Source organism: Actinoallomurus sp. NBC_01490, assembly GCF_036227085.1.
In the GTDB taxonomy this organism is placed as follows: domain Bacteria; phylum Actinomycetota; class Actinomycetes; order Streptosporangiales; family Streptosporangiaceae; genus Actinoallomurus; species Actinoallomurus oryzae.
The window spans coordinates 5,936,325-5,956,870 of record NZ_CP109433.1; the positions used below are offsets into that span (position 1 = coordinate 5,936,325).

Annotated in this window: 20 protein-coding genes; 10 read left to right on the forward strand and 10 right to left on the reverse strand. The window is 72.8% G+C overall.

What is annotated here, in order from left to right:
- Position 1 precedes the first annotated feature (1 nt).
- The 5 genes from sucD (at position 2) to OG417_RS27670 (ending at position 5,978) form a co-directional block, all read left to right on the forward strand.
- Positions 2–901 (forward strand): succinate--CoA ligase subunit alpha, encoded by a 900-nt coding sequence (gene sucD, locus OG417_RS27650; protein ID WP_329234277.1) that lies wholly within the window; start codon positions 2–4, stop codon positions 899–901.
- A gap of 107 nt (positions 902–1,008) precedes the next feature.
- Positions 1,009–1,818, forward strand: coding sequence for a hydroxypyruvate isomerase family protein (locus OG417_RS27655; RefSeq protein ID WP_329262650.1), 810 nt, complete (start codon positions 1,009–1,011; stop codon positions 1,816–1,818).
- A complete protein-coding gene (locus tag OG417_RS27660) occupies positions 1,815–2,699 on the forward strand; it encodes a 2-hydroxy-3-oxopropionate reductase (RefSeq protein ID WP_442875581.1) in 885 nt (294 codons plus the stop codon). Before OG417_RS27655 ends, OG417_RS27660 begins: the two co-directional genes overlap by 4 nt.
- 14 nt (positions 2,700–2,713) lie before the next feature.
- On the forward strand, positions 2,714–4,414 hold the full coding sequence (gene gcl, locus OG417_RS27665; RefSeq protein ID WP_442875765.1) for a glyoxylate carboligase: 1,701 nt from the start codon (positions 2,714–2,716) through the stop codon (positions 4,412–4,414).
- A 25-nt stretch (positions 4,415–4,439) separates the two neighbouring features.
- A complete protein-coding gene (locus tag OG417_RS27670) occupies positions 4,440–5,978 on the forward strand; it encodes an aldehyde dehydrogenase family protein (RefSeq protein ID WP_329234286.1) in 1,539 nt (512 codons plus the stop codon).
- A 97-nt stretch (positions 5,979–6,075) separates the two neighbouring features.
- Here OG417_RS27670 and OG417_RS27675 read toward each other — a convergent pair whose 3' ends face one another.
- From OG417_RS27675 to OG417_RS27720, 10 genes are all read right to left on the reverse strand, one after another.
- The gene (locus OG417_RS27675) at positions 6,076–6,627 is read right to left on the reverse strand and encodes a hypothetical protein (protein ID WP_329234291.1); all 552 of its coding nucleotides are present in this window, start codon (positions 6,625–6,627) and stop codon (positions 6,076–6,078) included.
- A 103-nt stretch (positions 6,628–6,730) separates the two neighbouring features.
- Positions 6,731–8,548, reverse strand: a complete 1,818-nt coding sequence (locus tag OG417_RS27680) for a CHASE3 domain-containing protein (RefSeq protein ID WP_329234293.1) — start codon at positions 8,546–8,548, stop codon at positions 6,731–6,733.
- Between the two features lie 186 nt (positions 8,549–8,734).
- Positions 8,735–9,013, reverse strand: a complete 279-nt coding sequence (locus OG417_RS27685; RefSeq protein ID WP_329234297.1) for a DUF6295 family protein — start codon at positions 9,011–9,013, stop codon at positions 8,735–8,737.
- A gap of 10 nt (positions 9,014–9,023) precedes the next feature.
- Positions 9,024–9,761, reverse strand: a complete 738-nt coding sequence (locus tag OG417_RS27690; RefSeq protein WP_329234300.1) for a dienelactone hydrolase family protein — start codon at positions 9,759–9,761, stop codon at positions 9,024–9,026.
- The gene (locus tag OG417_RS27695; RefSeq protein ID WP_329234303.1) at positions 9,758–11,431 is read right to left on the reverse strand and encodes an MFS transporter; all 1,674 of its coding nucleotides are present in this window, start codon (positions 11,429–11,431) and stop codon (positions 9,758–9,760) included. The genes OG417_RS27690 and OG417_RS27695 overlap by 4 nt, the downstream gene beginning before the upstream one ends.
- Positions 11,428–11,865, reverse strand: a complete 438-nt coding sequence (locus OG417_RS27700) for a MarR family winged helix-turn-helix transcriptional regulator (RefSeq protein ID WP_329234306.1) — start codon at positions 11,863–11,865, stop codon at positions 11,428–11,430. Before OG417_RS27700 ends, OG417_RS27695 begins: the two co-directional genes overlap by 4 nt.
- Before the next feature lie 25 nt (positions 11,866–11,890).
- Complete coding sequence (locus OG417_RS27705; RefSeq protein ID WP_329234309.1) at positions 11,891–13,030, reverse strand: EAL domain-containing protein; 1,140 nt, start codon at positions 13,028–13,030, stop codon at positions 11,891–11,893.
- Between the two features lie 203 nt (positions 13,031–13,233).
- Positions 13,234–13,629, reverse strand: a complete 396-nt coding sequence (locus OG417_RS27710; RefSeq protein ID WP_329234312.1) for an ABC transporter permease — start codon at positions 13,627–13,629, stop codon at positions 13,234–13,236.
- 102 nt (positions 13,630–13,731) lie between these two features.
- Positions 13,732–14,862, reverse strand: coding sequence for a DUF2330 domain-containing protein (locus OG417_RS27715; protein ID WP_329234316.1), 1,131 nt, complete (start codon positions 14,860–14,862; stop codon positions 13,732–13,734).
- A 102-nt stretch (positions 14,863–14,964) separates the two neighbouring features.
- The gene (locus OG417_RS27720; RefSeq protein ID WP_329234320.1) at positions 14,965–15,768 is read right to left on the reverse strand and encodes a universal stress protein; all 804 of its coding nucleotides are present in this window, start codon (positions 15,766–15,768) and stop codon (positions 14,965–14,967) included.
- 236 nt (positions 15,769–16,004) lie between these two features.
- Between OG417_RS27720 and OG417_RS27725 the strand changes: the two genes are divergently transcribed.
- The 5 genes from OG417_RS27725 to OG417_RS27745 all read left to right on the forward strand — a co-directional run bounded on the left by OG417_RS27725 (position 16,005) and on the right by OG417_RS27745 (position 20,533).
- Entirely contained in the window at positions 16,005–17,603 is a 1,599-nt protein-coding gene (locus OG417_RS27725) for an ABC-F family ATP-binding cassette domain-containing protein (RefSeq protein WP_329234323.1), read from the forward strand.
- A gap of 126 nt (positions 17,604–17,729) precedes the next feature.
- Positions 17,730–17,942: a helix-turn-helix domain-containing protein gene (locus OG417_RS27730; RefSeq protein ID WP_141961196.1), complete on the forward strand. Its 213-nt coding sequence runs from the start codon at positions 17,730–17,732 to the stop codon at positions 17,940–17,942.
- Between the two features lie 162 nt (positions 17,943–18,104).
- The gene (locus OG417_RS27735; protein ID WP_329234325.1) at positions 18,105–18,887 is read left to right on the forward strand and encodes an enoyl-CoA hydratase/isomerase family protein; all 783 of its coding nucleotides are present in this window, start codon (positions 18,105–18,107) and stop codon (positions 18,885–18,887) included.
- Between the two features lie 134 nt (positions 18,888–19,021).
- Positions 19,022–20,155, forward strand: a complete 1,134-nt coding sequence (locus tag OG417_RS27740) for a glutathione-independent formaldehyde dehydrogenase (protein ID WP_329234328.1) — start codon at positions 19,022–19,024, stop codon at positions 20,153–20,155.
- A 24-nt stretch (positions 20,156–20,179) separates the two neighbouring features.
- Entirely contained in the window at positions 20,180–20,533 is a 354-nt protein-coding gene (locus tag OG417_RS27745; RefSeq protein ID WP_329234332.1) for a response regulator, read from the forward strand.
- Positions 20,534–20,546: the final 13 nt, after the last annotated feature.

Here is a 20,546-nt window from a genome sequence, read left to right on the forward strand (position 1 = left end):
GATGGCGGTCTGGCTGACCGAGGACAGCAGGGTCATCGTGCAGGGGATGACCGGTTCGGAAGGGTCGAAGCACACCGCGCGGATGCTGCGGGCGGGTACGAACGTCGTGGGTGGGGTCAACGCCCGTAAGGCGGGGCAGACGGTCGCGTACGAGGGCCGGGAGTTGCCGGTGTTCGGGTCGGTCGCTGAGGCGATGGCCGCCACGGGGGCTGATGTGTCGGTGGCGTTCGTGCCGCCGAAGTTCTCCAAGGACGCGGTGATCGAGGCGATCGATGCGGAGATCGGGCTGTGCATCGTGATCACCGAGGGGATCCCGGTGCATGATTCGACGGCGGCGTGGGCGCATGCGGTGGCCAAGGGCAACAAGACCCGGATCATCGGCCCGAACTGCCCGGGGGTGGCCTCGCCGGGGAAGTCGAACGCGGGGATCATCCCGGCCGACATCACCACGCCGGGGCGGATCGGGCTGGTGAGCAAGTCGGGGACTTTGACGTATCAGATGATGTACGAGCTGCGGGACATCGGTTTTTCGACCTGTATCGGGATCGGTGGTGACCCGGTGATCGGCACCACCCACATCGATGCGCTGGAGGCGTTCCAGGCCGACCCGGAGACCGATGCGATCGTGATGATCGGGGAGATCGGCGGGGACGCCGAGGAGCGCGCGGCGGCTTACATCGAGGCGAACGTGACCAAGCCGGTGGTCGGGTATGTCGCCGGGTTCACCGCGCCGGAGGGCAAGACCATGGGTCATGCCGGTGCGATCGTGTCGGGTTCGTCCGGTACCGCCGAGGCCAAGAAGGAAGCGTTGGAGAAGGTCGGTGTCCGGGTCGGCAAGACCCCCAGCGAAACCGCCCGCCTCATGCGCGAGTGCCTCGCCTCGGCCGGCGCGACCGGCTGACCACCGCCGGACCCCACGAGCCGGTCACCGCGGAGTCCGCCGCGGCGGAGGAGATCCGCCGCTTTCGCCGGGCGTCCGTGGCGACCGCGAGCCTCGCGAGGAGCGACATGCGTTTCGACGTCAACCTGTCCATCCTGTTCACCGAACTACCGCTGCTCGAACGGCCGGCGGCGGCACGGGCCGCCGGGTTCGGCGCGGTCGAGCTGTGGTGGCCGTTCCCCGGCCCCGAACCCGCCGACCGCGAGGTCGACGCCCTGCTCCGCGCCCTCGGCGACGCGGGCGTCCACCTCGCCGGGCTGAACTTCGACGCCGGCGACATGGCCGCCGGTGAACGCGGCCTGCTGTCCCGCCCGGACGGCTCCGCCCGGTTCCGCGCGAACATCGACGTGGCCGTCGGAATCGCCGAGGCGACCGGCTGCCGGGTGCTCAATGCCCTGTACGGCAACCGGGTCCCCGGCCTGGACCCGCACGCGCAGGACGACCTGGCCGCCACCAACCTCGGCCTGGCGGCGGAGGCGGCCCGGCGATGCGACGCCACCGTCGTCGTCGAGGCGCTGAACTCATCTGAGAACCCCGGCTATCCGCTGACCTCCACGGACGCCGCGCTGTCGGTGATCGACCGCGTCCGCGAGCAGGCGGGCACCGGGAACGTCGCGTTCCTGGCCGACCTCTACCACCTCGCCCGGATGGGCGAGGACCCGATCGCCGTCATCGAACGCCACGCCGCCTACTTCGGGCACGTCCAGATCGCCGACGTGCCGGGACGCGGCCGGCCCGGCACGGGGGACCTGCCGTTCGGCGACGTGTTCGCCGCGCTCGGCGCGTCCGGCTACGCGGGCTTCGTCGGGCTGGAGTACCGGCCCGCCGGGCCGAGCGCGGACAGCTTCGGATGGCTCCCCACCAAGGAGAACGCGTGAAGAACATCGGTTTCATCGGCCTCGGCGTCATGGGCGGCCCGATGGCGGCCAACCTGGCGCGGGCCGGTCACTCCGTCGTCGGCCACGACCTGGGCGCCGAGCGCGTCGAGCGGCTGGTGGCGGCGGGCGGACGCGGCGCGGCCGACCTGGCCGACGCCGTGGCCGGCGCGGACGTCGTCATCACCATGCTCCCCGACTCGCCGGACGTCGAGGCCGTCGCGCTCGGCCCGGACGGCGTCCTGCGGCAGGCCCGGCGGGGCACGCTCTACATCGACATGAGCACGGTACGGCCGGAGACGGCCCGCCGCCTCGCGCGGGCGGGCGCCGCCGCCGGCGTACGGGTGCTGGACGCGCCGGTCAGCGGCGGCGAGCCGGGAGCCGTCGAGGGACGGCTGTCCATCATGGTGGGCGGAGAGAAGGCGGACTTCGCCGCCGCGGCGCCCCTGTTCGAGGTGCTCGGCACCACCGTCGCCCACGTCGGGCCCGCGGGCGCGGGCCAGACCGTCAAGGCAGCCAACCAGCTCGTGGTCGGCGGGGTGTACGCGCTGGTCGCCGAGGCGCTCGTGCTGCTGGAGGCCTCCGGCGTCGACGGCCGGACCGGCCTGGACGTACTCGCCGGCGGGCTGGCGGGCGGCCGCGTCCTCGACCTCAAACGCGCGTCGATGGTGAACCGGGAGTTCACCCCCGGTTTCCGCATCGACCTGCACCACAAGGACATGGGTATCGCCCTCGCGGCCGCCCGCGAGGCGGACGTGGCCCTGCCGATGACCGGGCTGGTCGCCCAGCTCATCGCCGCCGCCCGCTCCCAGGGCCACGGCTCACTCGACCACTCGGCCCTGCTCAAGGTGGTCGAGAACATCTCCGGGAAGGACCGGGCGTGAACAGAATCCCCTGCATGGAGGCGGCCGTCCGCGTCCTGGAGTCCGAGGGCGTCGACACGGTCTTCGGCATCCCGGGAGCGGCGATCCTGCCGTTCTACGCGGCCCTGCGCACCAGCCGGATCCGGCACGTCACCGTGCGGCACGAGGAGGGCGGCACACACGCCGCCGACGGGTGGGCCCGCGTCACCGGCAACGTGGGCGTCTGCGCGGGCACGTCCGGCCCGGCGGGCACCAACATGATCACCGGCCTGTACACCGCGCTCGCCGACTCGGTGCCGATCGTCTGCGTCACCGGCCAGGCGCCGCGGGCCAAGCTGCACCAGGAGGCGTTCCAGGCGGTGGACATCGTCGAGGTCGCGCGGCCGGTGTGCAAGTGGGCGGTACAGCTCAAGGAGCCGGCCCAGGCGCCGTGGGTGTTCCGGGAGGCGTTCCGCGTGGCGCGCTCGGGCCGCCCGGGGCCCGTCCTGATCGACCTGCCCCTCGACGTCCAGCGCGGTGAATGCCGGTACGACCCGGCCCTCGACGGTCCGCTGCCGGTCGAGGCCCCCGCGCCACGGCCCGAGCCGGTGCGCGCGGCGGTGGAGATGCTCCTGGGCGCCGAGCGGCCGCTCATCCTCGCCGGCGGCGGCGTCATCGTCGCCGGCGCGGACGCCGAGCTGCGGGCGCTGGCCGAGTACCTCCAGATCCCGGTGCAGGTCACGCTGATGGGCAAGGGCGCCTTTCCCGAGGACCATCCGCTGTTCGCCGGGATGGCCGGCATCCAGACCCAGACCCGGTGGGGCAACGCGGCGTTCCTGGAGTCGGACACGGTGCTGGCGGTCGGAGCGCGGTTCGGCGACCGGCACACCGGCGACCTGGAGACGTACCGGCGCGGCCGTCGGTTCATCCACGTCGACATCGAGCCGACGCAGATCGGCAAGGTGTTCGAGCCGGACCTCGGCGTCGTCGCGCACGCCCGGCCCGCGCTCGCGGCGCTGCTGGACCACGCGCGCGCGGCGGGTCCCGCCCGGCGGCCGGGGGAGTGGGCGGGCCGGGTCGCCGAGCTGCGCGCCGTCCTGCCCCGGCGCGACGACTTCGACGACGTCCCGATCAAGCCGCCGCGCGTCTTCCGGGAGATCAACGACTTCTTCGGCCCGGACACCACGTTCGTCACCGCGATCGGGCTGTACCAGATCTGGTCGGGTCAGTTCCAGCGCACGTACCTGCCGCGCCGCTACCTCGTGTGCGGGCAGGCCGGGCCGCTCGGCTGGGAGGTGCCGGCGGCGATGGGCGTCAAGTGCGCCCACCCGGACCGTACGGTCGTGGCCGTCGCGGGCGACTACTCCTTCCAGTTCCTGATGGAGGAGATCGCGGTCGCGGCGCAGTACCGGATCCCGTTCGTCGTCGTCATGATCAACAACGAGTATCTCGGGCTGATCCGCCAGGCGGAGCTCCCGTACGACATGAACTACGCCGTCGACCTCCACTACGGCGAGGGCGGCGTCGACCACGTCAAGCTCATGGACGCCTTCGGCTGCCCGGCACGGCGGGTCGAGCGCCCGGACGACATCCGCGGGGCGCTGGCGTGGGCGACCGAGGAGAGCGAACGCGCCCGCCTGCCGGTGCTCGTCGAGGTCATGGTCGAACGCGAGGCGAACGCGGCGATGGGCGCGTCGCTGGACGCGATCACGGAGTACGAGCCCGTCCCCGAACCGGCGTTTTTTGTCGGCCAGTGATCGCATACAGTATGCGGAGGACAGGATGACGCTGAGCATCAAGCCGGGTACGCGGTGGGCCGACGCGTACGGGCGCTGCCAGGCTGCCGCTCCCGAGGCGTTCGACGACGACCGGGTTCGTAACCACTGGGGCGGCCGGTGGCGCCGTGACGGCGAGCCGGGGCCCGCCACGTCGCCGGTGGACGGCACGCCCATCGCCGGGCCGCCGCTGCTGCCGGCAGCGGGCGCCACGGCCGCCGTACGGGCCGCGCTCGACCGGCACCGGGAGTGGCGGCACACGCCGCTCGCGGAGCGCCGGGCCCGTGTCGGCGCGACCCTCGACGCACTGGCCGCGCACCGCGACCTGCTCGCGCTGCTCCTGGTGTGGGAGATCGGCAAGCCGTGGCGGCTCGCCACCGCCGACGTCGACCGCGCCATCGACGGCGTCCGCTGGTACGTCGGGGAGATCGACCGGATGATCGCCGGCCGCCGCCCGATCGAGGGGCCGGTCAGCAACATCGCGAGCTGGAACTACCCGATGAGCGTGCTCATGCACGCCATGCTCGTCCAGGTGCTGTCGGGCAACGCGGCGATCGCCAAGACGCCCACCGACGGCGGCCTCGCCTGCCTCACCCTCGCGTGCGCCCTGGCGGCGGCGGAGGGACTGCCGCTCACCCTCGTCAGCGGAGCCGGCCGTGAGCTGTCGGCGGCCCTGGTCCGCGCGCCGGAGATCGGCTGCGTCTCCTTCGTCGGCGGTCGCGACACCGGCGCGCACGTGGCCGCGGCCGTCGCCGACCTCGGCAAGCGTCACGTCCTCGAACAGGAGGGGCTCAACTGCTGGGGCGTGTGGGAGTACTCCGACTGGCCGCGGCTGGCCGGGCAGATCCGTAAGACGTTCGACTACGCCAAGCAGCGCTGCACGGCGTACCCGCGGTTCGTGGTGCAGCGCTCCCTGTTCGACCGGTTCCTCGCGGCGTACCTGCCGGCCGTCGGCCAGGTGCGCTTCGGCCATCCGCTGGCCGTGGAGGATCCGGGCGACCCGCTGCCCGAGCTGGACTTCGGGCCGCTCATCAACGACGCCAAGGCCAAGGAGCTGGCCGGCCAGGTCGACGAGGCGATCGCGCGCGGCGGGGTGCCGCTCCACCGCGGTTCGGTGGCGGACGGCCGGTTCCTGCCGGGCCAGGACACCTCGGCCTACTTCGCGCCGGTGACGATCCTGGGACCGCCGTCCTCCTCGCCGCTGCACCACGCCGAGCCGTTCGGCCCGGTCGACACGATCGTGCTGGTCGACACCGAGGCGGAGCTGCTGGCCGCGATGAACGCCTCCAACGGCGCGCTCGTCGCGAGCCTCTCCTGCGACGACGAGGCGACGGCGCGGCGCATCGCCGCCGAGGTCCGCGCCTTCAAGGTCGGCATCGGCGAGCCGCGCTCGCGCGGCGACCGCGACGAGCTGTTCGGCGGGCTGGGCGCCTCGTGGCACGGGGCGTTCGTGGGCGGCGAGCTGCTCGTCCGCGCGGTCACCGAGGGCGCCGCGGACGAGCGCCTGCCCGGCAACTTCCTCACCTACACGCTCCAGCCCGGATAGGCGGGGACGACGGGTGGTCCGGCCACGGCCGGACCACCGTCTCCGGGACGCGTCCCGGCGTCGCGGGCGGCAGGACGGCGGGGCGCTGAGACGCGTGCTAGGCGAGACCGGAGCGGCGTCGCCACCAGTCGGGGCGGCGGGAGCCGGCGAGCCACTGGTCGGTGTCGCGCAGCACCGTGGTGAGCGCGTCCAGCGTGGCCGCCGGGGTGCCGGAGCGCCACCGGGTCTCCACGATCGTGTGCCGGTCGTGGGGGCTGTCGCAGCGGCAGGCGACCGTCAGCGATGCCTCGATACGGCAGTGGCCGGGGAAGTAGTCGGCGTTCTCCATCCGGACCGCGATCTCCAGCCAGTCGTCGCCGGTCTCCTCGTACGTGTGGGAGTCGTAGATGCTGTGTGCGGGCGGGTGCCACATCCACTGGCCCGGACGCGGTCCGCCGCCCGGACCCGGATCGGGCCGGGGCGCGGGGTGCCGCGTGTGCCACTGGCCGACGAGGGTGAGGAAGCGCGCGCGGATCTCCGGATCGTCCCACGCGGCGCCGAAGATCTCCCGGAGCGGCAGCGCCCGCGGCCATATCCACACCGCAAGGGAGTGTTCCTCGGGTGGGTTCCGCACCGTGTCATCATCCCGCGCGACGCGCTCGGTGCGCATCGCTGCGAATGCAACGAAATCACGACATTCCCGGCCGTTTGCGGCCGTCGGCGTCGGACGGCGTCCGGAGGCCTCGCGGTGCGGCAGGGTGCCGGACGGTCCGTCAGGCGGACGCCGGACCGGCCGGAGGCGAGTCGGCGGGGATGGTCACGCGTACGGACGTCCCACCGCCGACCGGGCTGTCGATCGTGAACTCGCCGCCCAGCGCCTCGGCGCGGTCGCGCAGGTGGGCGAGGGCCGAGCCCGGATACGGGTGGGCTCCGCCGACGCCGTCGTCGTCGATCCGCAGCCGTACCTCGTCCTCCAGTTCGAGCCGGACCCGCACGACGGAGGCGTGCGCGTGCAGCACCGCGTTGGTGAGCGCCTCCGCCACCACGTAGTACACGGTCATCGCGCTGTTCCACGACGGTGGCTGCCGGCCGTGCGCCTCCAGATCCACGGGGAGGGGCGTGCGCCGGGCGAGCGCGCGCAACGACGGCTCCAGGCCCCGCCTGAGCAGGAACGCCGGATGCAACTGCCGCGCGACGTCCTGCAGGCCCTCGATGACCTCCCTCAGCTCGCGCGCCGCGGTGGACACCTGCCCCCTCAGCTCCTCCATTCCCGCCGGCACGGTCCTCTCGACGGCGCTCAACTCCAGGCCGACGGCGACCAGCCGCTGCTGGGTGCTCTCGTGCAGGTGGCGTTCGATCCGGCGGCGGGCCGCGTCGGCGGCCTCGATCAGACGTACCCGGGAGGCGGCCAGCTCCGCGCGGTGCGCGGCGTTCTCCAGCCCGACGCCGACCAGCGCGGCGAACTGCCGCATGGTCTGCTCCGCCCGCGCCGTCCGGCGCAGGGGCGAGCGGAAGAGCACGGCGGCCATGCCCCAGAGCCGCTCGCCGGTCAGGATTGGGCAGCCGGCGAACCGGCGGATCTCGTTCGCCGCCAGCCAGTCGCCGAGGGCGCCGGCCGCCGCCCGGTCACCGTGCAGGCGCGCCGGGCGACCGGTCCGCCGGACCGCGGCGGTGACGTGGTCGTCCTCCACCGGCCAGTGCCCCTCCGCCGGCGGCATGACCGGGGGCGCGCCGGGCACGCTCCAGTGCCCGGTCACCCGCACCGTGCCGTCGGGTTCGTACCGGCAGATCATCGTGTGTTCGGCACGCAGGACCCGCCCCATCTGACGGGCGGTCTCGGCGGCGATCTCCTCCGGCGAGGCCTTTCCGGCCGCGAGCGCGGCGAGCCGCCGCAGCCCCTCGCGCTCGCCGGAGGTCCGGCGAAGCCGGCCCAGGTCCAGCCATTCGAGGCCCACGCGCGTGCCGGGTCCGCGGCGTCGCCTGACGAGGCCGGAGGCCAGGAAGGCGAGCAGGAGGCAGCCCGAGACGCCGGCGGCGGCCGCGGTCATGCGGCGTACGGCCGGTACGGCGTCCCGCTCCCGCGCCCGGACCAGCCGCTGCTGGACGTCGGCGAAGTGGTCGAACTTCCGCCGGATCGTCTCGATGCGCCGCCGTCCCTCCGCGTGCGTGACCAGGGCCCGGGCGCCGTGGCGGTCACGCCGCGCCATGGTCATGAGGGGTTCCGCGTGCTCGCGGAGGTAGGCCGTCGCGGCACGGACGATCTCCCGCGCCCGCCGGTCCTGCTCCGAGCCGTTCTCGGCGGCGAGCCGCTGCAGCGCCGCGGCCTGCCGGGGGAGGGCGGTGCGGGCGGCCTGCCACGGGCGCAGCGAGCGCGTGTTCCCGGTGGCGAGGTACCTCAGCTGGCTCTGCTCCAGATCGGCCATCAGCCGTTCGAGCCGGTTCGCCGCGAGGAGCACCGCCGCCGAGTCGCGGTTCGCCGGCCCGGCGCCCACGACGAAGCCGGCCAGGCCGCCGAGCGTGATCGCCAGGAGCAGCACGGTGAGGCACGCGCGGCCGGACGGCGCGCCTCGCGTGCGTCCCGCGATTCGCATCCGGCGCTCCCCCGCACTCACTTCCCCTCTGCCGGCGGAGCGGCGGACGGGTGCGCGAGCCGGCGTACGACGCCGGGTGAATACCCCCGTCCGGGTGCGATTACGGCAACGCGCGGGCCAGCGCCGGGTCAGAGACGTCCGGGGCCCCGCTCCACCACTCCGCGAGCAGGGGCCCCGGACGGTCCCTCAGGGACGGGTGCCCGCGGCGGCGAGGCCCGGCGGGGCGGCGGCGATCGCCTCGTGGATCGCGTCGGCGAGCGCGAGGGCCGCCTCCTCGGTCAGCTCCACCGCGACCCGAGCGGACGGTCCCCGCGCCGGGTCGGCGAAGTCGATGTTGACCGAGTGGTCCTGCTGCAGGTGGACGGGGTGGTCGACGTAGACGGCGGCCTCTTTGAGACTGATCCAGCCCATCTTGGCCTTACCACTGCCGCTGATCTTGATCTTGTGGGTCTGGTAGGTGCACATGGGTTCCGCCTCAGAGGTAGCGGCCGAAGAAGTCGAAGATCTTGCCCCAGCCGTCCACGGCGGCCTCGACCCGGTACGACGGGCGGTCGACGGCGAAGAACGCGTGCCCGGCGTTCTCGTAGGTGTGGAACTCGTGCTCCTTGCCGAGCCGGTCCAGCTCCTCGGACAGCTTCGCGGTCTCCGCGGGGGAGGGGAACTTGTCCTCGGCGCCGAACAGGCCGAGCAGCGGGCAGGACAGCCGCGGCGCCAGGCCCAGGATCGGCTTCATGGTCGGAGGCATGCCGGCCGGCGGGTCGCCCACGACGAACGCGCCGTAGCAGTCCACCGCGGCGTCGATCTGGAGCGAGCACGCGGACAGGAAGGTCTGCCGGCCGCCGGAGCAGTGGCCGATGACCCCGATCTTGCCGTTCGCGCCCTCCAGGGAGTTGAGGTACCGCGCGGCGCCGTCGACGTCGCCGACGAGCCGCTCGTCCGGCACGCCGCCGGCCGCGCGCACGGTCGCCGCGGCGTCGTCCGGGTCCGCCCCCGGCGCCTCACGTGAGTACAGGTTCGGGCACAGCGCGGCGTAGCCGTGCGCGGCGAACCTGCGCACCATCTCCTTGGTCGCCGCGTCGTAGCCGGGCATGTGGTGGATGACGACGACACCACCCCGTGGCTCGTCGCCCAGCGGCCGGGCGAGGTACGCCTCGATCTCGTCGTCGTCGTGCCCCTTGATGGTGACGGTCTCGGCCCTGAGCGCGTCGCTCATGCTTTCTCCTCAATGTGGACATATCGGGTGCCGCGCAGGGCGGAACCCAGCGCGGCGATGGCCGCCATGACGGCGGCGGCGGTGAACACGAGCACCAGGCCGTGGTGGAACGGCCCGGAGACCAGTTCGGGAAAGAACGTCTTACCGGTGAGCGTCGCCCGGTCGCCGGCCGGGAGCGTGTCCAGCAGGCCGTTCGACCCGAGCAGGTGCCCGATCGGGTTGTTGCCCAGGAACGCAGCGAACAGCGTACTGACCGGCGGCAGTGTGGCCACGCGTGTGGCGTCGGCCGCGGGCACCGACTGGGCCTGCAGCCCGGCCGACAGCGTGTGCGGCAGCGAGCTCGCCAGGCCCGCGATCATCAGGGAGAAGAACACCCCGATCGACAGCGCGGTCCCGGAGTTCTGGAACGTCGACCGCATTCCGGAGGCCACGCCGCGCTGGCCGGGCGGAACACTGCTCATGATGGCCGAGGTGTTCGGCGCCGAGAACATGCCCTGCCCCACGCCGCTGGCGAACAGCAGGGCCGCGAACGCCCAGTACGGGAAGTCGACCGGCAGGGACAGCAGCCCGACGAAGGCCGCGCAGACCACCGCGAGGCCGCCGGTGGAGAACAGCCGGGCGCCGAACCGGTCCGACAGGTAGCCCGAGACCGGGCCCGCCACGAGGAAGCCGGCGGTCAGCGGAAGCATGTAGATGCCCGCCCACAGCGGCGTGCGCTCGTAGTCGTAGCCGTGCAGCGGCAGCCAGATCCCCTGCAGCCAGATGATCAGCATGAACTGCATGCCGCCCCGCGCGACCGCGGTGAGCAGCGCCGCGAGGTTGCCGGCCGCGAACGCCCGGATCCGGAACAGCCCCAGGCGCAGCATCGGCTCGGCGACGCGCGTCTCCACGGCGCAGAACGCCGCCAGGAGGAGCACGCCGCCGCCCATCCCGCCGAGCACCCAGGGGTTGGTCCAGCCGGTGGCGTGACCGCGGTACGGCTGGATCCCGTACGTGATCGAGGCGAGCAGGACCAGCGCGCCGCTCACGAAGGTGAGGTTGCCGAGCCAGTCGATGCGTGCCGCGCTCGGCGAGCCGACCTCGCGCAGGCTGTGGTAGGACCAGATGGTGCCGAAGACGCCGATCGGCACGCTGACCCAGAACACCGCGCGCCAGTCGAGCTCGGCGAGCAACCCGCCGGCCAGCAGGCCGAGGAACTGCCCGGCCAGCGCGGTGATCTGGTTGATGCCGAGCGCCATGCCGCGCTGTTCGAGCGGGAACGCGTCGGTGAGGATGGCCGCGGAGTTGGCCGTCAGCATCGCCCCGCCGATGCCCTGGACGACGCGCCACCCGATCAGCCACAGCGCCCCCGACCCGCCGTGGAAGGGGTCGACCGACAGCGCCAGCGAGGCCACCGCGAAGACCATGAAGCCGAGGTTGTAGAGCCGGACGCGGCCGAACATGTCGCCGAGCCGCCCGAGCGCCACCACGAGCACGGCCGCGACGAGCAGGTACCCGAGGATCATCCACAGCAGGTAGCCGATGTTGGAGGGCGAGAGCGGGTCCAGCCCGATGCCCCGGAAGATCGCCGGCATCGAGATGATCACGATGGAGCCGTCCACCGAGGCCATGAGCACGCCGAGCGTGGTGTTGGACAGGGCCGTCCACTTGTACCGGTCGCCGTGCGTCACAGGCTGTCCGCCAGGCGTTCGAGCAGCGGGATGACCTCGATCAGGCGGTGTCGCTCCTCGGGGCTGAACCCGTCCGTGAGCGCCCGGCTCAGGCGGCGCACGCTCGCCGAACGCCGGTCGAGCAGGATCTGACGGCCCTCTTCGGTGATCGACATCGACACGCGGCGCCCGTCGTCCGGGTCGGGCATCCGCGCCACGAGGCCGCGCTGTTCGAGCGCCGCCAGCGTGGTCCCCATCGCCTGCGGCCGCACGCGCTCGCCGCCGGCCAGCGCGCCGGGCGTCGCGGGGCCGTCCCGGTCGAGCCGCGACAGCGCCGACACCTCCGACAGCGTCAGCTCACCGGGCTCGTGCGCCTGCCGCAGCCGCCGTACGATCCGGCCGAGCGCCACACGGAGATCGGAGGCCGTGCGCTCCTCGCCTGCCTCATCCACCACAATTCGTAAACTAAGACTTATAAAGCTAGATGTACAAATCCGCGAGGCTGCGGATGAGGTCGCCGACCCGGGCGATGCCCAGGCAGCGGCCGACCTCGTCCACGACCACCAGGTCGTCGTACACCCGCGAGGCGTCGTCGCCGGCGGCGCGCAGCGCGGCGATCGCCGGTACGGTGCGCGGCACCGGCCGGGGCGGATCGGCCAGGCGCGCGGCGGGCTTGTGCGCGTGCAGGGCATGGCCGTACGCCCCGGCGAGCTTGAGCAGGAACCGCGTCCGGTCGATCGTGTACCGCGGCCGCTGCGCCGGATCCACCAGGACCACGCTGGTCGTCGTGGGCTCGGCGTCGAAGGCGGAGAAGACCTCGTCCGCGGTCACGGCGTCGGACATGACGGCGGCGGGCAGCATGAACTCCGTCACCCGCGGGCCGAGCCGGTCGGTCTCGCGCGGTCCCGGCCGCACCGCGACGGGCATGCCCGGCCGCCAGTCCGGTGCGGCGAGCAGCGGCCCCTGGGCCAGCCGGACCCCGAGCCCGCGCAGCCTGACGAGCTGTTCGTCGTCGACGACGCCGGGGGCGAGCACGTGACCGCCCGTGCGCCGGCCCAGCGAGACCAGGGCGTCGACCAGGGCCGCGCGCCAGGGGTCCGCCGGCGCGCGCCGGGTCAGTTCCGGGTCGAGCGTGAGTACGGACGGCGCGACCTCGGCGACGAAACGCGCCGGCAGGTCGGCCGCGTGCTCGATGGCGATCAGATAACCCGTGGCCCGCAGCCGGCCGAGCCGCGCGACGGCCTCCTGCGGGGGCATGCCGCCGAACAGGCCGCTCACCGAGATGACCACGCCGCCCGGCCGGCGCCCGACGCTCATGAACGTCCGGTGCAGGCGGTCCATGCCGCGGTCGTCGGCGAGTGTGGCGGCGCGCAGGGCCACGTGGAGCGGCAGGAGGGTCTCGCGCCGAGCCGTGGCGCGGGCCGCGAGGATCGCCCGGTCGACGTCGGACTCGCCGTCGGTGATCCGGCCGGCCGGCGCGCTCACCGCGACGACGGCGCCGGTCTCCAGGTCGAGGACGGGATGGAGGGCGACGTGTGGCGGCGGCGCGGCCCCGCCGCCGTCGTCGCGTCGCGCGAAAGAGCCCTGCGGGCCGCCCGGATAGGAGGCGTACTCGGTCACGGGCCCTCCCACGCCGGCCCCGCGGTCACGATGCCGTGCCTTCTGTCTCCCTCGCTTCGCCCGGTCACGTGGTGATTCTGCGTGACTTTATGGGTGATTTGTCGGTGTTTGCGGACTGTTCACCGATAATTCGGGTGCCCGCCGCCGATGCCCCGATCACTTGCCGGAGGCCGGGAGCCGGTGACCGTGAGACCGGCAGGACGTCAGTACCAGCTGATGCTGAGGATGGCGATGAGATAGGTGATGCAGGCGATGGCCGCCAGGCCCGCCAGCACCCAGATCTCCGCGCCGCGCAGCGCCTGCACGATGAGCGCCGCCACGATCACCGCCACCAGCACGTCGCAGGTCGCCGCCGCGGCACGCGTGTGGCCGCCGCTCCGGCCGCCGGCCGCGCCGAACGTGTCGTGCGATCCGCTGGACGACTCGCCGCCCCTCGCCCCGAGGAGCAGGGCGTACGCCAGCAGGACGGCGGCGGCCACCAGCCCGGTCTCGGTCTGCCCGCGCAGCGCCACGGTTGCCCCGACCGCCACACCCGCGGCCACGGCGAGGAACGGCGCGATCCAGCGGTGCGCGCGCCGTCGTTCGGGAGCGATCCACATGCCCTGAGTCCTCCCACCGGGCCGGGAAAGCCAAACCGGCCGGACGGCCAACCGTGATCATCATTTGGGTTCCGTCAAGGGCAAAGGGGAAGACCCGGGACCTCAGCGCCGCGGGACGGCGGGAGGGCTCCCCGGCCGGTTCTCGCCCGTGGTCCCGTCCGTGCCAGGAGACGCCGCCGCGGCTCCGCGCCGTGCGCGCGCCGCGCGCCGGGCTGAGACCAGGGCCGCCGCGGCCCCGGCGACGATGACGAGAAGGACGCCGGCGATGAACCACAGGTACGCGGGGACGCCGAGGAACGTGACGAGACCGCCGTCGACGTTCTCCACCTCCCGGTACGGGGTGTCGGCCGTGTAGCCGAGCCGGAGGTCGTCGGTGAAGTCGGCCGGCGGGACGCCGTGCCGTACCACCTCGGTCAGGAACGCGCCGTCACCGACCATCGAGCGCAGTCCCGGTGAGGCGACCATCGAGGGCGTGACCCGGCCCGCGTACGTCGTGAGCATGCTGAGCCCCGAGATCGAGACGCGGTGCGGCGCGAGGACGTACAGGTGCACCGACTGCGGTGACGCGGCCAGCCGGGACAGCCGGATCGGATAGACCGGGGCGTCGGCGGCGAAGGTCACGCGCAGCGGGTCCAGCGCGCCGGTGAGGCGGCCCTGCCGCGGTGCGAGCTTGATCGCGGTATAGGTCCAGTGCCGCGCGACGTACGGCTTCAGCGCCTCGGCCAGGCGCCCGGGGAGCCGGTAGCCGTGCGCGGTCAGCCACGAGGCCAGCGCGCCCGAGTCGCCGGCGGACAGCGTGGTCACCTCGAACGGGCCGAGCCGCTGCCGGCCGAGCACCCCGACCCCGTCACCCGTTCTCGGCGCCTCGGCGCCGACCGTCCTGTCGCCGCCGAGGCGCGGCAGCCACCGCCGGTGCCGTACGACGGCCGGCTCGGTCAGCCGGTCGAGCTGGTCGAACCAGTCGCTCTCACCGAGCGTCACCCGGGCCCGCGCGGGCGTCGGCATCAGCCACGCGGCGTCCCGTGCCTGCGAACGCACCGACAGCCGCATGACGATCTCCTCCTGCCCGCCGTCGTAGCGGACGATGGACGTCTCGTCCGCCACGTCGACCCCGGATCGCGTGGAGGTGATGAGCGCGCCGCAGCCGCACGCCCACGACGGGCGCATGAGCGCGAGACCGGCGGTGGCGACGGCCAGCACGAGGGCGAGACGAGCGAGATGCCTGATGCGCATGGCCATGAGACGCCGGTGCGCGCCCCGCCGTTGCGTGGCACGGATCACGGTTCGGACTCGGCCCGCCCGCCTCCCGCCTGCGGGCACCGGTCACTCCGCGGGTCAGGGACGCCCCCGGGGCAGCACCGCGACCGGGCACGGCGCCGCGCGCACCATCTTGAACGCGATCTCGCCCAGGAACACCCGGTGCACCGGGGCGTCCTCGCTGCTGGCGCAGACCAGCAGGTCGCCGTCGCTCCAGTCGAGGTCCGCGACGGCCGCCGCCACGTCGTCGCCCGTGCCGACGGCGGCCTGGACCTCGCCGGGGTCCAGCCCGGGACTCTCGGCGGCCGTCCTGATCGCCAGCGCCAGGTCGTCGCGCAGCGGGTTCTCATCGACGCCGTCGAGGGCGAGCGTGACCAGGCGCAGCGGCACGCCCAGCCGCGCCGCGGCGGACGCCGCCGCCGCGACGGCCTCCTCGCACTGCGGCCGGCGGACATACGCCACGGTGATCCGTTCCGGCGCGCCGGACGGCGTGTGCCCCTCGGGTGTGAGCAGCACCGTCTGGGTCGCGGCGTGCAGCAGGTGGTCGGCGGTCCCGCCCAGGTTGATCCGCCCGTGCGCGCCGCCCGGCGGCGAGCCGATCACGATCAGGCCGGCGCCGGTCCGGCTCGCCAGCACCGACAGCCCCCGGCTGGCGCTGCGGCTCTCGTGCGTCACGAGGTCGGCCGGGAACTCCCCGAGCAGGGCGGCGGCGTGATCGAGCGCCGTCAGCGCCTCGACCGCCGAGGCGGCGCGCTCCGGCGAGTGCACCGCGGCCACCGTGAGCCGCGCACCGGTCACCTCCGCGATGCTCCGCGCGAGCGCCAGAGCCTCACGGCCACCCGCGTCATCGACGTACCCCGCCAGCACGTGCTCCCGGATCACGACTCGAACATTCCCCCGTAAGCCGGGATGACGCAGGCCGCGGTCGCCTCGTACGGCCGATGCGCGCCGCGCGGCCCGGCCGGTGTTCGTGACCGGTCGCCGTCTCCCGTAGACTGACGCCATGCTTGCGAGCTGATCAGGCGCTCCCAGGGCGCGGCCGGGCCGCACAGGGCCACGGGCGGCGCCCTTTTCGACGTCCGCAGTCGCCCAGCCCGCCCCCCAGGAGCGTTCTCACCGTGATCACTGCCCAAGGCATCGAACTGCGAGCCGGCGCCCGTCTGCTGCTCGAAGGCGCCTCGTTCCGCGTCAATCCCGGCGACCGGGTCGGCCTCGTGGGCCGCAACGGCGCCGGCAAGACCACCCTCACGCGCGTGCTCGCCGGTGAGGGGCTGCCCGCGTCGGGCCAGGTGACCCGTTCGGGCACGGTCGGCTACCTGCCGCAGGACCCGCGCACCGGCGACCTCGACGTCCTCGCCCGCGAGCGCATCCTGTCCGCCCGTGGCCTGGACGAGGTGATCAGGCAGATGCGGGAGGCCGAGGAGCGCATGGCGACCGCCGAGGGCGCCGAGCGCGACAAGGCCGTCCGCCGCTACGGCCGGCTGGAGGAGCGGCTGCACGTCCTCGGCGGCTACGCCGCCGACGCCGAGGCCGCCTCGATCGCCTCCAGCCTCAACCTGCCCGACCGGGTGCTCGGCCAGCCGCTGCGCACCCTGTCCGGCGGCCAGCGGCGCCGCGTCGAGCTGGCCCGCATCCTGTTCTCCGGCGCCGACACGCTGCTCCTCGACGAGCCGACGAACCACCTCGACGCCGACTCCATCAGCTGGCTGCGCGACTTCCTCAAGAGCCACCAGGGCGGCCTCATCGTGATCAGCCACGACGTCGGCCTGCTCGACGTGGTCGTCAACAAGGTCTTCCACCTCGACGCGAACCGCAACGTGATCGACATCTACAACGTGGGCTGGAAGAAGTACCTCGCCCAGCGGGAGACCGACGAGCGGCGCCGCAGGCGCGAGCGCGCCAACGCCGAGCGCCAGGCAAGCACCCTGCAGTCCCAGGCCGACAAGATGCGCGCCAAGGCCACGAAGGCCAAGGCCGCCCAGCAGATGGAGCGGCGGGCGCAGCGCCTGCTCGCGGGCGTCGAGGAGGAGCGCAGGGCCGACAAAGTCGCCAGGATTCGCTTCCCCGCACCCGCTCCGTGCGGCAAAACGCCGCTCATGGCGCGAGCTTTGTCGAAATCGTACGGTTCGTTGGAAGTCTTCACGGATGTCGACCTGGCCGTTGATCGAGGCAGCCGCGTGGTGGTCCTCGGCCTGAACGGAGCGGGCAAAACGACGCTTCTGCGCCTGCTCGCCGGCGTCGAGAAGGCCGACACCGGCGAGCGGATCGACGGGCACGGCCTGCGGCTCGGCTACTACGCCCAGGAGCACGAGACGCTCGACCTCGGCCGTACGGTCCTGGAGAACATGCGCTCGGCAGCACCCGACCTGCCGGAGGTCGAGGTCCGCAAGATCCTGGGCTCGTTCCTGTTCGCCGGGGACGACGTCGACAAGCCCGCGCGCGTGCTGTCCGGCGGGGAGAAGACGCGCCTCGCCCTCGCGACGCTCGTGGTCTCCAGCGCCAACGTCCTGCTCCTCGACGAGCCCACCAACAACCTCGATCCGGCGAGCCGGGAGGAGATCCTCGGGGCCCTCCGCTCGTACGCCGGCGCCATCGTTCTCGTGACTCATGATGAGGGTGCGGTGGAGGCGCTCCAACCGGAAAGAGTGATCTTGCTTCCGGATGGTGTGGAAGATATTTGGAGTGACGAATTTTCCGATCTCGTGGCACTTGCCTGACCTGCGACGCAACCTGTACGCAAGGAAGCAGATCTTTTCTGGCGTAGTGGGTAGCCGATCGCGCGTGAATGTCTGATCATGGCGGGGGATAACGCAGCGGTCACCACATCACTACGGGAGGTACTCGTGGCCGAGACCCTAAAGAAGGGCACCCGCGTGACCGGTGCCGAGAGAGACAAGTTGGCAGAGCAGCTGAAGAAACGCTACGACTCCGGTGAGAGCATCCGCGCCCTGGCCGCCGCGACCGGCCGGTCGTACGGCTTCATTCACCGGATCCTCACCGAGTCGGGCGTGAACCTGCGCGGTCGGGGTGGAGCGACCCGCGGAAAGAAGTCCTGAGAAGCCGTCGCACAGCCCTGACGGCTTCACAGCGGTCTCTGACGCCTGCTCCCCTCTGCTCCGTGCGCCGCACCGTCTGACGCTCGTCGTGTCCGACCCGTTAAGGTCGGGCACGACGGCGCGGACCGGTCCGCCCCCGAGGCGGACCACGAAAGGACGGTCATGGCGGACGGCCCTATCACTGATGCCGAATTCCAGCAGGCGGGGCTGCGTCTCGCCGTCGACGGAGCCGTGGCCACGATCACCCTGGCCCGGCCCGAGCGGCGTAACGCGCTGACGTTCAGCACGTGGCGGACGCTGGCCCGGATCGGAGACACGCTGCCGGACGGCGTGCGGGTCGTCGTCGTACGGGGGGAGGGCCCGGCGTTCTCGGCCGGCATCGACCTGCGACTGTTCACCGCGGAGGGCGTCCCGGGGGAGGACGCCCTCGCTCCGCGTGACGAGGAGTTCATCCGCGGGCTGCAGGCCGGTTACCTGTGGCTGCGCCGGCCCGACATCGTCTCCATCGCGGCGGTGCAGGGGCACGCCATCGGGGGCGGCTTCCAGCTCGCCCTGGCCTGCGACCTGCGGGTCGTCGCCGACGACGTCAAGTTCGCGATGAAGGAGCCGGCGCTCGGCATCGTGCCCGACCTGACCGGCACCAAGCCGCTCGTCGACATCGTCGGCGTGCCGCGGGCCCTGGAGCTCTGCCTGACCACGCGCACCGTGTTCGCCGACGAGGCCGCCCGGCTCGGGCTCGCCGAGCTGGTGGTGCCCGTCGCCGACCTCGGCAAGGCGGTGGACGATCTCGTCGCGGCGATCCTGGCCGTACGACCCTCGACGGCCGCGGCGACCAAGCGCCTGCTGCGCGCCGCTCCGGGCAACACGCTGGAGGAGCAGTCCGCGGCCGAGCGCCGTGAGCAGGTCGCCCTCCTGAACGAGCACACCCGCGAGCAGTCTCCCTGATCCTTCCGCCACCGGCGAGCAGTCTTCCTGATCCCTTCCCCTACCTGCGGCGATGTGAGCCGCCGGTGCCATAGTGGCGAGTAGCGGGTGCGGGTCGTCCGCGTGCGAACGGCGTCCGCGAAAGGGGGGGCTCGATGAAAGCGGTGGTTTATCACGGCCCGAAAGACGTCCGGGTGGAGCAGGTGCCCGATCCGGTGATCGAGGCGCCGACGGACGTGCTGCTCAAGGTCACGACGACGAACATCTGCGGCTCCGACCTCCACATGTACGAGGGCCGGACGAGCATCGAACCCGGCCGCGTGCTGGGGCACGAGAACCTCGGCGAGGTGATCGAGGTCGGCGCGGCCGTCGAGCGCGTACGCGTGGGAGACCGGGTGTGCGTGCCCTTCAACGTCAGCTGCGGTTACTGCAAGAACTGCGAGCGTGGGCTGACGGCCTTCTGCCTGACGGCGAATCCGCCCTACGCGGGCGCGGCCTTCGGGTTCGCCGGCATGGGTCCGTACAACGGCGGTCAGGCGGAGTATCTGCGCGTCCCGTACGGCGACTTCATGTGCCTCCGGCTCCCGCGGGAGAGGCCCGAGAAGGAGACCGACTACGTGATGTGCACGGACATCTTCCCGACGGGTTACCACGCGACCGAGCTCGCGGGCCTCCGGCCGGGGGAGTCCGTGGTCGTCTACGGTGCCGGGCCGGTCGGGCTCATGGCGGCCTACTCCGCGATCATCAAGGGCGCCGGCCGCGTGATGGTGGTCGACCTGCATCCGGACCGGCTACGGCTCGCCGAGGAGATCGGAGCGATCCCCATCGACTACAGCGAGGCGTCAGCGGTCGAACAGGTGCTCGACCTGACGGGTGGCGAGGGTGCCGACCGCGGCTGCGAGTGCGTCGGCTTCCAGGCCCACGACATCGCCTGCGTCGAGCGCCCGAACATCACCTTGAACAACCTGATCGCCTCGGTGCGGCCCACCGGCACGATCGCGGTCGTCGGCGTCTTCGTGCGCGAGGACCCGCACGCGCCGGACCGCCTCAGCCGGCGTGGGGAGATCGTCTTCAACTTCGGGGAGCTCTGGTTCAAGGGCCAGGCGGTGGCGACGGGCCAGTGCAACGTCAAGGCCTACAACCGCTACCTGCGCGACCTGATCGCCGAGGGCAAGGCCAGGCCGTCCTTCGTGGTGTCCCACGAACTCCCGCTCGACGAGGCGCCAACGGGCTACCAGCAGTTCGACGTCCGGAAGAGCGGCTGGACCAAGGTCGTCCTGCATCCGTGAATGCGAGTCAGGTATGGACGTCCGTTGTCTGATCGTCGACGACAACGAGCGCTTCCTCCAAGTCGCGATCTGCTCAAGCGTGACGGAATCGCCGTCGTCGGCGTCGCCACCTGCTCGGCCGATGCCTTCCGGCAGGCCGAGCGGCTCCGTCCCGACGTCGCGCTCGTCGACATCATGCTCGGCGACGAACACGGCTTCGACCTCGCGAACGCGCTCGCGCAGGCTCCCCGGCCGCCCCGCGTGATCCTCATCTCCACCTACGTGGAAACGGACTTCGCGGAACTGATCGCGGCCAGCCCGGCGATCGGCTTCCTGTCCAAGACCCGCCTGTCCGGCAGCGCCATCCGCAACCTGCTGACGAACGCCGACACCCCCTGAGCGTCCCCTCCGG

Bases quoted from the DNA above. Each gene is read 5' to 3' on its own strand.
- sucD (WP_329234277.1), top strand. From the start codon at position 2: ATGGCGGTCTGGCTGACCGAGGACAGCAGGGTCATCGTGCAGGGGATG.
- OG417_RS27655 (WP_329262650.1), top strand. From the start codon at position 1,009: ATGCGTTTCGACGTCAACCTGTCCATCCTGTTCACCGAACTACCGCTG.
- gcl (WP_442875765.1), top strand. From the start codon at position 2,714: ATGGAGGCGGCCGTCCGCGTCCTGGAGTCCGAGGGCGTCGACACGGTC.
- OG417_RS27670 (WP_329234286.1), top strand. From the start codon at position 4,440: ATGACGCTGAGCATCAAGCCGGGTACGCGGTGGGCCGACGCGTACGGG.
- OG417_RS27675 (WP_329234291.1), bottom strand. From the start codon at position 6,627: ATGCGCACCGAGCGCGTCGCGCGGGATGATGACACGGTGCGGAACCCA.
- OG417_RS27680 (WP_329234293.1), bottom strand. From the start codon at position 8,548: ATGCGAATCGCGGGACGCACGCGAGGCGCGCCGTCCGGCCGCGCGTGC.
- OG417_RS27685 (WP_329234297.1), bottom strand. From the start codon at position 9,013: ATGTGCACCTACCAGACCCACAAGATCAAGATCAGCGGCAGTGGTAAG.
- OG417_RS27690 (WP_329234300.1), bottom strand. From the start codon at position 9,761: ATGAGCGACGCGCTCAGGGCCGAGACCGTCACCATCAAGGGGCACGAC.
- OG417_RS27710 (WP_329234312.1), bottom strand. From the start codon at position 13,629: ATGTGGATCGCTCCCGAACGACGGCGCGCGCACCGCTGGATCGCGCCG.
- OG417_RS27715 (WP_329234316.1), bottom strand. From the start codon at position 14,862: ATGCGCATCAGGCATCTCGCTCGTCTCGCCCTCGTGCTGGCCGTCGCC.
- OG417_RS27735 (WP_329234325.1), top strand. From the start codon at position 18,105: ATGGCGGACGGCCCTATCACTGATGCCGAATTCCAGCAGGCGGGGCTG.
- OG417_RS27740 (WP_329234328.1), top strand. From the start codon at position 19,022: ATGAAAGCGGTGGTTTATCACGGCCCGAAAGACGTCCGGGTGGAGCAG.